The following is an 11,684-nucleotide window of genomic DNA, read 5'->3' on the forward strand; positions in this document are numbered from 1 at the left end:
GGGCGTCAACACAGTCTTATATTTATTTATTGCGATTGGCGATGGCGTCCTGGGCCTTCCTCACCAGCTCTTCACCGATGCGCGGCGCCCACTTCTCATAAACCGAAGCAGTGGCTGCCACGAAGGCTGCATGCTGCTCAGGTGTCAGGTCGGTGACCTTTACGCCACGCTCCTTGATCTTCGCCAGGGTGTCGTTCAACTCGGCGCGGGATTTCTCAATCTCCCATTTACCGGCATCAATCGCGGCCTGCTTCAGCAGCGCCTGATCTTCCGGGCTGAACTGTTGCCAGACCCGGTTGCTGACGGCAAATACCAGCGGATCGGCCATGTAGTGCCAGCGGGTCAGGTATTTCTGTCCGACCTGATCAATACGGGCCACGTTAAACACCGACAGCGGGTTCTCCTGGCCATCCACCGCACCGGTGGTCAGGGCCGGCTTGGCGTCTGCCCAGCTCATCTGGGTGGGGTTGGCGCCCAGGGCGGTAAAGGTGTCCTGGAACAGGGGCGAGCCCACCACGCGGATCTTCAGACCCTGCAGATCTTCCGGCTTGGTGATCTCCCGTTTGGAGTTGGAGAGCTCCCGGAAACCGTTCTCACCCCAGGCGAGGGGGGTTACGCCGCGCTTCTCAATGGCTGCAAATACCGCTTCTCCGGCCTCACCCTGAGTGATGGCATCAATGGCGCTGTGATCCGGCATCAGGAAGGGCAGGGAGAAGAGATTCAGCTCCGGTACCTGGGGAGACCAGTTGATGGTGGAGCCAACAGCCATATCGATCAGACCGGAACGCATGGCAGAGAACTCCTTGGTCTGGTCACCGGAGACCAGCTGGGAGTTACTGTAGATCTTCATGTTGATGCGTCCTTCCGAACGCTCTTTAACCAGCTCTACCCATTTATCGGCAGCCTGCCCCCAGGGAAATGCCGAGGGGAGTACAGTAGAGACCGTGTATTCTGATTTGTATTCAGCGCTGGCGCTGGCGCTGAACAGCAAAGTGGCGGCCACGGCGGCCATGAAGGTGCGACGTTTCAGCATCATATCTTCCTTTAGTTGATCTTTGAGTTATGGAGGCAGTAATACCCGGGGGCGCTGACTGCAACTGCCAATTATAGAAGGCTAATTCATGGCGACGCAAAATTAATCGGTAATCCGTTAACTATTAGTCGAAATATTCCTCTTTCTGCGATTTGGCCAGCCCTACCGGCCACCCGGATCTGTGAATGAGCGATCGCTTGAAGGGGAATTTGCAGATTATTATCAGGGGAATCGGTCAGCCATGTTGGACGCGCAGCAGACGCCCCGAAGACCCGCCAGGTGGCATAAGGTCAACTGGTTTAGTCAAAAGAAACCCCGCCGGGGCGGGGTCAGAGGTCTCAGAAACCACTGTTTCTTCAGCGCCGCGCCAGGGGTCTCCGCAGTCCGATGACGCCCAGGCCAAGCGTCAACAGCAGCAGGGTACCCGGTGTCGGCACGCTGTTGAGACACTCCGGCAATGAGGGGTTGGTCGCACAGATCGACAACTGGCCGGTAAAGCCGATGTTGTTGAAGTCAACCTGACCATTCGAACCGGTCAAAACGGCGTTGACGAATTGCACCTTGGAGGAAAAACTCAGTGCGTAATTCTGTGCGCTTAACGGTGTACTGTCGTTGAACGGGCCTGGCTCCTGGTAACCGCCAAGGAATGGATTGATCACATCCAGTGCGCCGACCAACTGCATGGTGGTATCGAAGAAGGTAAACGCAATGTTGTCCACATCGTAACCCTCGCCCCAATAATTCCAGAAGTGCAGGGTAGTCAGGTCGTATTCGGTGCCGAAATCAAAATCCAGTTCCAGGCTTCCACCATTTACCCAGACATGGGTGGATTGTGTGTGAAACTCCTCCGTGGTTGCCGAGGCTGCATCAATCACACTGGCTAATGAGTCGGCAGTCGAGCGGTTGGCAAATGGCTCTGCAGCCATGCTGGATCCCAAAGCTACAGTGATATTTGAATGGTTGAGGTAAATTGCCTGCACATTTCCCGCGAAACATGTGGTCAGCAACAGGGTGACAGCAAGTAGTTTGTGGGTGAGATTCATTCTTGCAAGTCCTCTGTGAGGGTTATCAGTAGACTGCTTGAATTACGAAAAAAAAGTAAGCAAGAATGAGTCGATGGATTCTCTTATCGTGGAATAACAGTCTCTTAGGTGAACTTGTCGATGGGAGTAGCTGCCGAGGTGTAAATAATACTGACAAATATACTCGGGAATTAGCTGTATCAGTGGTTACGCCATGCAGGTATGGCGGCAACTCCCTGAAGCGGCTGGTCAGGATAGGCAGCGATGCACTGGATTATCCTGCGTGCTGGCTATATCGGTTTAGTTGAGTGTCAATTGCCAGGATACTTGCAACTTTGCCCACCAGGTAACAAAGAGCACAAGCAGAACGACGGGGGTGGTATTCGTCGGTGCGCTACCTCCCGCTGTTCATTTTCTGAATGTTATCTTTTTAGAAGAGTTTTCGTATGAGAATAAGAGAAGCAACTGAAAAAGACTGGGTGTTGATATGGCCAATCTTTCACGAAATTGTCAAAGCAGGCGAGACCTATGCGTACCGGCCTTCCACCACTATCGAACAGGGGAAGAAGATATGGATCGACGCTCCAAGGAAGACATACGTCTTGGAAGAGAATGGAGACATAGTCGGAACCTATTATTTAAAAACCAATCAAGAAGGGCCCGGAAGCCATGTTTGTAATTGCGGCTATATGGTTTCGTCACAAGCAAGAGGGCGAGGGCTGGCAACTATCATGTGTGAGCACTCGCAGAAAATGGCATTAGAGCTTGGTTACAAGGCCATGCAATTTAATTTTGTCGCCTCAAGCAACGAGGGCGCGGTTCATTTGTGGAGCAAACTAGGATTCGAGATTGTAGGTAGGCTACCAAAAGCCTTTAACCATCCAGAGAAAGGGCTTGTCGATGCGTTGGTTATGTATAAGTGGCTAGAAAACTAGTATGCCCTGATCAACAGGTAGCGACATCAAGTTGTGACCCACCTAGTGGCTATTCGACAGGTTTTTCGGTTGATAAACCGCGAAAAATTAAGGAATATACTTCGATAGCTTGAGTGCATAAGTCTGGATTTATTCCTTAGAATACAACTATAAGAAAATTATAAGTCCCAATATTTAATTATGCGTGCGTGCTGCAATATTCATTTATACGAGCATGGGAGACGCATAATCAAATTACATGGACCCAACCCGGTGTTGTAAAGGACTATTTATGATGGAAAACAGGTCACGACTGCACACTTACATACGGCCTATCGATGGCGCTTTGAAGCCGCCTGACCCTGATGGAAACCGCACTCTTCCACCTCATCTGTTAGTCGGCTGTGCTTTGGTGGCAAGCCCGCTGATTAGCCAGGTTCTGCAAGAGCCGGTCTGACCTGTGAAACCATCACGCAATCATCTTACGCGTCGTCTGGGTGAGGAAACCTCCTACTGCTTATGCTGCGGGTTGATACGTGGTGCCGCGAGCCATCAACGCCCAGAGGATACGGGCATTTTTATTCGCCAAAGCAACACAAACCCGATTAAAGCCGCGGCGTGCAATGAGTTCCCGCAACCAGCGGCTTCTAGGATCATCTCTATCCCGACTATAACGGAGCACCGCTCGGGCTCCGCGAATCAGGAGTGTGCGCAAATAGGTATTGCCCCGTTTACTGATACCGAGGAGTCGGGGTTGGCCGCCACTGGAGTGTTGTCGCGGAACCAATCCGATCCAGGCGGCGAGTTGTCGGCCATTGCGGAACGTGCTTGCATCACCGACGGCGGAAACTATGGCGGTAGCTGTCATCGGCCCAACACCATTTACGCCTGCCAGTCGTTTACACAAAGGATTGTTCTGAAAAACCCTGCCGATGCGTTGATCGTATTGACAGATTCGCCTATCCAAATCACGCAGTTGTTCAATCTGGTCGGCAATAAGTTCTCGGGTCAGCATGGAGAGATCATTCCGGGCCTTCTCAAGGGCATCGCTTATGCGGGCGTTGAAGGCAGCGTGGCTCAGGGGGAAGGAGACGCTGTACTCACGCAGCAATCCACGGGTTTGGTTGATCAGGGCAGTACGAACTCTAATAAGCCGTTCTCTGATGCGATGAATGGCCTGTATGTCCTGCTGCTCAACAGACTTAGTGGACACAAAACGCATGTTAGGCCGAGTAACCGCTTCACAGATGGCCTCGGCATCGTTGTAGTCGTTCTTGTTTGTTTTTACGTAAGGCTTTACATGCTGGGGACTCATCTGGCGGAGCTCATGGCCAAGAGATTCGAGTTGACGCGCCCAATAGCTGGCACTACTACAGGCCTCTATACCAATAGTACAGCTTGGCAGAGTCGCGAAGAAAGGACGAAGCTGTTTGCGGTTCAGTCGCTTTTTCAGGACAGTATGGCCATGCTGATCTACAGCATGCACTTGAAATACATCCTTGGCGAGATCGATGACGATAGTCTGAATATTCATAAAGGACCCTCTAGTCAGATAGCGAGAAAATGTCTTCTTAATGGTGGTTCAATCTATACCCACTTTGAAGAGGGATGGGTCCATTCCATTTGTTAGAATGTCCGTATTAACTAGGCGGAATCAATTAGGTGTTAATGTAAAAGCGATCAATATGGATAAATTGAAGGCGATTAACTGGTCAAGCCTCGTAGCTGGCAAGCACTCATGGATTGACGATCATTTAAAAGTCCACTCCGTTCTTGAAGACCAGAAAACAGTGTGTCGATTCATTTCTCTGGACTTTTCAGGTACTCAGCAAGAGATGCTCGCTCTAACAGAGGCACTGGCAGAATCAATCGAACACTATGTTTTTGATGAAAAGCAGCTAGCATGCTTCCACAAAGAAGGAAAGGTTCCTTTTCAAAAGGCAATGAAATTCTTCGGAAAAACAAATCCAGATATGGATGGTAAGTACGGAGAACTTCTTCTATATCTTCTGACAGAAAAATTTCTCCAGACACCTCTTGTAAGTCATAAACTATCTCTTATTACAAATACAAACGATCAAGTCAAAGGCGGCGATGGTATTTTTTTTGGTGACTATAAAGATGAATTAGCTATCTTAATTGGGGAATCCAAGATTCACCAAGGAGCTGCTGGGGCCATGGAAGAGGCGTTAGAGTCACTGGATAGATTTTACGACAACTATAGTACCGGTCAACTAGGACATGAAATGTTCATTGCTCGGTCAAATATTTCAGAGAATTTTTCATCATTAGATGATGTCGAGAGCCTTTATCAAGCATTTACTCCAGGTACCAAGCAGTACAAAGGATGTGTCAAGGTGCACCCAGTTCTTCTTGTTTTCGAATCAAATGTAATTAGTGCTATCGAAGAGAAGGCTAAGAATAAAGACGAAGCAGAGCAGATGTTCAGCGAATGGCTAACTGGCAGGTCAAAAAAGATACAAAAACTTCTAGGTGACAAATTAAATGAATATACAGAGCTCAAGAAGATATACATCGATGTATTTCTTATACCGTTGACTAATGTATCTAAGTTCAAACACGCGCTCTATAAAGAAATCCACGGCATAGACTATGTATCACATAAAAAATAAATAATATGACGCAGATATATTCTCAAGCAGCAAATCATGAAGACTTTATTCGAGTGTTTGACAAGCTATTGGAAAAGCTATTTCTCGAAGATAAAGTAGCAGATAATGTGCAAATCGATCTTGATAATGAAGAGATCAAAAAAGCTACCTGGCTCGCTTCGATAGCAGCTCTTAGTGATGATGATAAAGAACGCAATATGGCAAATGCGTTTGGAGCACTGCTCCATCTTACCGATAGAGAAAATGAAATATACAAACGTGTGTGCTATATCCTGCAATCAAGAGCTGGAAACCTTATTACCAGCAGTCATATACCCAAACTCTTCCATAAAGAAAACACACTCAGCGATTATGGAACGCTACTAAATTTTGAACTGGCTGCACATAGAGCGCTGCTAGAGCACGAATTCTCCGATGACACAAAGATCTTTTTCACTGAGTTTCAGAAAAAGCTATGGGAGTCCCTTAACTCTGGAGAGAACATAGCTATCTCTGCCCCAACATCAGCGGGTAAATCTTTCATCATCAAAAAGTATATTATGGAGCTGGTAGAAGTTGGTGCAAAGAATATAGTTTTTATCGTGCCAACAAAAGCACTGATAAATCAAGTAAGCAACGTGCTAAAGAGCCAGCTTCACGAAAAAGCGCACGTGTATACGACCTACATAGCTAATGAAGAAGATAATCTTGCCACTATATATGTGCTGACGCCAGAGAGATGTTTGAAACTTCTACAAGACAAAAATATAACTCCACCAGAATTAATATTCATGGATGAAGTGCATAATATTGAAGCCGGTTCGAGAGGGGTTATATTTGAGAACATATTATATCGAGTAATCTCTACTTGGACTTCTACTCAACTTGTCGTCGCAGGGCCATTCATAAACTCACTTTCAGACAGCATTAAGAAAATCTGTAATGTCTCTATTATTGATCATCAAACTCTATCCTCTCCAGTGTTTCAGGTTCGGTCAGCACTTACTTTTTTTCCAAACAAAAAAATAGCCCAATATAAAATATCAAGCCCAACTCAACGAATAATCTCAGGTGATATTAAGTTGAGAAAATCACTGTATTCGAAGATAAAAACAAACAAAGGGGAGGCGCTAGAGGTTATTGCAGATATGTTTTCTCCTGAGGACCATAATATTTATTATGCTCCAAAGAAAAACCTTGCAGAGAAATGGGCAAGCAAAATTGCTCCTGTTATCGCCTCAAAGAACCCCAAAATTATTGAGGCGGCCGACTCTAGAGTTAAGGATCTAATAGATTTCTTATCTGAAGAAGTGCATCCAGATTACTCACTCATCCGAACCCTTAGGCTTGGAGTTGCATATCACCATGCAGGGCTTCCAGATATTGTAAGGCAAGAAGTAGAGGAACTCTATTCGGAGTCAATAATTAAGAATATTGTTTGCACATCTACTTTGCTGCAAGGTGTTAACTTGCCTGCGGACAGACTCATTGTCATAAGCCCTAAAGTGAATTCGGACGATATGCCAGCCTTTGATTTTCTTAATCTTCTTGGTCGAGCAGGCAGGGCCAACACTAAACTTTATGGTGAAATCTACTGTATTGATATTGTTGATGATGAATGGGGGAGCAAGAAACTTGAAACCGAAGTTAACAAAACTGTTGATACATCAACTAATATTTTCCTTAAAAAAAATGAAGATCATCTATCAGTTATTGCCGATATGTCAGGAGATCAGATACGCGAAATGACGGGTGATAAAGATATTTACGGCAACCTATCTTACTTGAGGGCAATATTTAAAACCGACAGAAATCACTTCGACAGAATTCTATCAAGCTCAGGGGTTTCATCAGAAAACGTCGAAGATTTTTCTAAGAAATTAGAATCTATGTACGAAGGTATGACTATACCTCAAGAACTTATAGCTAAAAATCCGTTTATTGATCCTATCTTGCAAAACAAGCTTTTCGGGGCGATTCAAGCCGAAGGCATAGAAAATTGGCTGATTAGTAGGAAGCCCATGACCAATGGTGGTAGAGATTCAGATTCTGTGGCGTTCCAAGAAAAAAGCTATTACTTTCAGCTATGGAGTATCTTCAACAGACTCAATGATATTTTCAATATCGAATATGAGATCAATGGTGATGGTTATGCGAAAGACAACTACATTAATATAGGAAGACTTGTAAGGGACGCCCATCGTTGGATGACAGGAAAAAAACATAAGTTCTTCATTCTTGATCTCATTGGTGAAAACAATAATGATGAGAAAGAAGTCGATAAGGCAGCGCGGAGAATTACTAGCCATATCAGTACTAATCTGACTTTCATTGCAGTTAAATATCTCATGCTCTGGGCTGACATGGTTTCATACTTTTTGAACGAAGAAGAAGTTGAAGAAAATGCCTATATTCTAAATCTACCCTCAATGCTAGAAATGGGGAGTTACGACCCTGTGGTTTTAGAACTAATGAGTTGTGGAATAAATAGATCTGTAGCACTTTCAATCTCAAGCAAAATCAAGAAGATAGATTCTTCTGCAGAAAAAGCGCTTTCAGCCATTAATAAGGAAAAACTTCCTAACATCTTTAAAAGGCACCTGATGAAGGCTGGATACTAGTTGGCAAAATACTGTGTTACTCAATCTAACAAAGCCAAGCAGCATCGCGTACTTCGTGCGCTGGACCTCGCTACAGCACAGTCGCTGTTGGTAGCGTTATATCAAAGGGAGTTTGGATGCCTAACGATGATCTAGAGACGTTTATTCATGTAAATCTAAGAGTCAGAGTCATTGATTGCACACGGCCATTTCTTTGATTGCTAAGCCGTTATTTTAAGCAAGAGAAGGGATGGGGCTATTCTCTACAGGCAAGGCGGACATCAGCAGTAACCCAGTTCCGGATGATTCCAGTCTGCCAAGTAGGTAGGGAAATTGTCCGTGCTCTTAGAGAGTCACAGCAGTGCTTTATCGCACCAACAAAAAAGGCGGGGTTAATCCCGCCTTTTTCTGTTTGGATAGCAAACCTACAATTTAATTTACCAGTAGGCTCAACCACATTTTGAATCACCACAATTCAGGCAGGTGAGGCAGCCGTCCATCATGATGGCGGCCTTGGTATTGCATTTTTTACACAGCTGGGCGCCTTCAGGAAAATCACTGGTGTGCTCCTGGTCGCGCAGGTTGATCGACTGTTCGTACTGGGCGCGTTTTTCATCAATCAGTTTCTGCTGGTGCTCGTCCGGGCCTTCCTCTTTGAGCAGGCCGATCATCACCAGGTGGCAGTGGATAGCATCGCCGATCTCGGCAACCAGGGAGGGCATGTACTTGCCGCCTTTCTTGAAATAGCCGCCGCTGGGATCGAACACTGAGCGCAACTCCTCAACCAGGAAGGTGACATCGCCACCTTTGCGGAACACGGCTGAGATAATCCGGGTCAGGGCGACGATCCATTGGAAGTGATCCATGTTCTTGGAGTTGATGAACACTTCGTAGGGGCGGCGTACCTCGTGCTCGGTACCGTGGTTCAGAATGATGTCATTGATGGTGACATAGAGTGCATGCTCGGAAAGGGGCGTGCTGATCTTGTAAGTGGAGCCGAACAGCATCTCGGGCCGCGCCACTTTTTCATGCATCTGGATGATGTTGCTTTCCGGCGCCTTGGCTTCCTCGGCGGCGGGGGCCTCTTCCTCTTTATTGACACTGAAGCCAACGATTTTACTTTCGATCTTGATTGCCATTTCTCTTAACCTTGTCAGCAGGTGCTGAACGGTTGAATCCTCTGAGGCAGACCGCGGTCTGCTGCTTACTGTCTGGTCTGTTACGCCGTGTCAGAACTTACCGTAGTAGCCCTCTTTCATGGCATCGAACAGGTTGGCGGCGGTATGGATTTCGCCGTCGTATTCGATCTCTTCGTTACCCTTGGCTTCGATCTCGGTGCCATCTTCCAGGGTGAACTTGTAGGTGGTGTTGGCCAGGTCCTCTTCTTTCACCAGTACGCCCTGGAACGCTTCCGGATTGAAGCGGAAGGTGGTGCAGCCTTTCAATCCCTGTTCATAGGCGTAGAGGTAGATATCCTTGAAGGCGTCGTAATCGAAGTCAGTCGGCACATTGGCCGTTTTCGAGATGGACGAGTCGATCCACTTCTGCGCGGCGGCCTGCACATCCACATGCTGCTTGGGCGTTACCTTGTCCGCCGTGATGAAGTAGTCCGGTAGCTGTTTGTCGGACTCTTCGGCATACGGCATCGCCTCTTTGTTGATCAATTCACGATAGGCCAGCAGTTCAAAGCTGAATACATCCACCTTCTCTTTGCTCTTCTTGCCTTCCCGGATGATGTTGCGGGAGTAGTGGTGAGCGAAGCTGGGCTCGATGCCGTTGCTGGCGTTGTTCGCCAGGGAGAGCGAGATGGTGCCGGTCGGGGCAATGGAGCTGTGGTGGGTGAAGCGGCAGCCATGTTCGGCGAGCTGATCCACCAGTTCAGGGTTTTCGGCGGCAATCTGCTGCATGTAGCGGCTGTATCTGGCATGCAGGACCTTGCCCTTGATCTTATCGCCCACTTTCCAGTTGTCCACCGCCATCTCAGGGCGCTGGGTGAGCATCTCCTTGGTTACGGTGAACTCCTGCTCCATGATCGGAGCCGGGCCCTTTTCCTGGGCCAGTTCCAGGCCGGTCTGCCAGCCTACCATGGCCAGCTCTTTGGTCACTTTCTCGGTGAAACGCAGCGAGGCGGCATCACCGTACTGCATGCCCAGCATGGTCATGGCGGAGCCGAGTCCCAGGTAACCCATGCCGTGACGGCGTTTGTGCTCGATCTCTTTACGCTGCTCTTCCAGCGGCAGGCCGTTGATCTCCACCACGTTGTCCAGCATGCGGGTGAATACAGCCACAACCTCACGGAATTCCGCCCAGTCAAAGGAGGCTTCCTGGGTGAAGGCGTTGCGGACAAACTTGGTCAGGTTGATTGAGCCCAGCAGACAGGCGCCATAGGGCGGCAGGGGCTGTTCACCACAGGGGTTGGTGGCGCGCACGTTTTCGCAGAACCAGTTGTTGTTCATCTCGTTGACCTTGTCGATCAGGATGAAGCCGGGCTCGGCGTAGTCATAGGTGGAGGACATGATGACGTCCCACAGCCGTTGGGCACGAATGGTTTTGTAGATTCGGCAGGCGACCTTGGTACCGGTCTCATCGCTGATAAAACCGTCCTTGTAAGGCCACTCGCGCCAGATCACTTTTTTGCTGTCGGTGAGGTCGATCTGATCCTCCTGCAGCTCTTTTTCCGAGATCGGGAAGGCCAGGTCCCACTTGGCGTCCTTCTTGACCGCTTCCATGAACTCTTCGGTGATAAGCAGGGATAGGTTGAATTGACGCAGGCGGCCGGCCTCACGCTTGGCGCGGATGAAATCCATCACATCGGGATGGCCCACGTCAAAGGTGGCCATCTGGGCGCCCCGGCGTCCACCGGCGGACGAGACGGTGAAGCACATCTTGTCGTAGATATCCATGAACGAGAGGGGACCGGAGGTGTAGGCGCCGGCACCACTCACATAGGCGCCTCGCGGACGCAGGGTGGAGAACTCGTAACCGATACCGCAGCCGGCTTTCAGGGTCAGCCCCGCTTCGTGCACCTTGCCGAGGATCTCATCCATGGAGTCGTAGATGGTGCCGGAAACCGTGCAGTTAATGGTCGATGTGGCGGGCTTATGCTCCAGGGCGCCGGCGTTGGAAGTAATACGGCCCGCCGGAATGGCGCCGCGTCGCAGAGCCCAGAGAAAACGCGCTTCCCACTCTTCCTGTAGTTCCGGGGAGGATTCAATCTCGGCCAGGGCCCGGGCAACCCGCTGATAGGTGCCATCGATGTCCTGGTCGACAGGGGTACCGTCCTTTGCTTTCAGGCGGTACTTGGTATCCCATATATCAAGTGAGGCGGGTTGCAAGGGTATCTCCACGGCGGCAGTGGGTACAGCTTTCAGATGGGCGCTTTTCATTTTAGACAAATCCTTGGGCTCTTCTATTTATTAAGTCCGCTGCGCCAGCACCCGGTTGGCTGATACTGGTGCAAAAGGGCGCAATAAACGCATAAGCAATTCTTCACGACTTCAAAT

Annotated in this window: 8 protein-coding genes; 3 read left to right on the plus strand and 5 right to left on the minus strand. The window is 48.6% G+C overall.

Annotated features, from left to right (window positions below; translation table 11 throughout):
- Window positions 1-22: 22 nt before the first annotated feature.
- Entirely contained in the window at window positions 23-1,036 is a 1,014-nt protein-coding gene (locus AAY24_RS03135) for a DctP family TRAP transporter solute-binding subunit (protein ID WP_335337208.1), read from the minus strand.
- 353 nt (window positions 1,037-1,389) lie between these two features.
- Complete coding sequence (locus AAY24_RS03140; RefSeq protein ID WP_199930479.1) at window positions 1,390-1,959, minus strand: hypothetical protein; 570 nt, start codon at window positions 1,957-1,959, stop codon at window positions 1,390-1,392.
- Window positions 1,960-2,501: 542 nt separating this feature from the next.
- Here AAY24_RS03140 and AAY24_RS03145 point away from each other — a divergent pair.
- Entirely contained in the window at window positions 2,502-2,990 is a 489-nt protein-coding gene (locus tag AAY24_RS03145; RefSeq protein WP_046858451.1) for a GNAT family N-acetyltransferase, read from the plus strand.
- Between the two features lie 496 nt (window positions 2,991-3,486).
- Here AAY24_RS03145 and AAY24_RS18840 read toward each other — a convergent pair whose 3' ends face one another.
- Window positions 3,487-4,503, minus strand: coding sequence for an IS110 family RNA-guided transposase (locus AAY24_RS18840; protein WP_082117005.1), 1,017 nt, complete (start codon window positions 4,501-4,503; stop codon window positions 3,487-3,489).
- A 151-nt stretch (window positions 4,504-4,654) separates the two neighbouring features.
- On the opposite strand from AAY24_RS18840, the gene AAY24_RS03155 reads away from it, so the two are divergent.
- The gene (locus tag AAY24_RS03155) at window positions 4,655-5,602 is read left to right on the plus strand and encodes a Hachiman antiphage defense system protein HamA (protein ID WP_046860971.1); all 948 of its coding nucleotides are present in this window, start codon (window positions 4,655-4,657) and stop codon (window positions 5,600-5,602) included.
- Window positions 5,603-5,607: 5 nt separating this feature from the next.
- Window positions 5,608-8,202 (plus strand): DEAD/DEAH box helicase, encoded by a 2,595-nt coding sequence (locus tag AAY24_RS03160; RefSeq protein WP_046858453.1) that lies wholly within the window; start codon window positions 5,608-5,610, stop codon window positions 8,200-8,202.
- A gap of 428 nt (window positions 8,203-8,630) precedes the next feature.
- Here the strand turns inward: AAY24_RS03160 and AAY24_RS03165 are convergent, their stop codons facing one another.
- Together AAY24_RS03165 and AAY24_RS03170 are read right to left on the minus strand one after the other, a co-directional pair.
- Window positions 8,631-9,320, minus strand: a complete 690-nt coding sequence (locus AAY24_RS03165) for a TSCPD domain-containing protein (protein ID WP_046858454.1) — start codon at window positions 9,318-9,320, stop codon at window positions 8,631-8,633.
- A gap of 90 nt (window positions 9,321-9,410) precedes the next feature.
- Window positions 9,411-11,567, minus strand: coding sequence for an adenosylcobalamin-dependent ribonucleoside-diphosphate reductase (locus AAY24_RS03170; protein ID WP_046858455.1), 2,157 nt, complete (start codon window positions 11,565-11,567; stop codon window positions 9,411-9,413).
- Between the last annotated feature and the right edge of the window lie 117 nt (window positions 11,568-11,684).

Origin of the sequence: Sedimenticola thiotaurini (genome assembly GCF_001007875.1) — a bacterium.
GTDB lineage: Bacteria > Pseudomonadota > Gammaproteobacteria > Chromatiales > Chromatiaceae > Sedimenticola > Sedimenticola thiotaurini.

Coding starts and splice junctions, on each gene's coding strand:
- AAY24_RS03135 (WP_335337208.1), bottom strand. CDS start 1,036: ATGATGCTGAAACGTCGCACCTTCATGGCCGCCGTGGCCGCCACTTTG.
- AAY24_RS03140 (WP_199930479.1), bottom strand. CDS start 1,959: ATGGCTGCAGAGCCATTTGCCAACCGCTCGACTGCCGACTCATTAGCC.
- AAY24_RS03145 (WP_046858451.1), top strand. CDS start 2,502: ATGAGAATAAGAGAAGCAACTGAAAAAGACTGGGTGTTGATATGGCCA.
- AAY24_RS18840 (WP_082117005.1), bottom strand. CDS start 4,503: ATGAATATTCAGACTATCGTCATCGATCTCGCCAAGGATGTATTTCAA.
- AAY24_RS03155 (WP_046860971.1), top strand. CDS start 4,655: ATGGATAAATTGAAGGCGATTAACTGGTCAAGCCTCGTAGCTGGCAAG.
- AAY24_RS03160 (WP_046858453.1), top strand. CDS start 5,608: ATGACGCAGATATATTCTCAAGCAGCAAATCATGAAGACTTTATTCGA.
- AAY24_RS03165 (WP_046858454.1), bottom strand. CDS start 9,320: ATGGCAATCAAGATCGAAAGTAAAATCGTTGGCTTCAGTGTCAATAAA.
- AAY24_RS03170 (WP_046858455.1), bottom strand. CDS start 11,567: ATGAAAAGCGCCCATCTGAAAGCTGTACCCACTGCCGCCGTGGAGATA.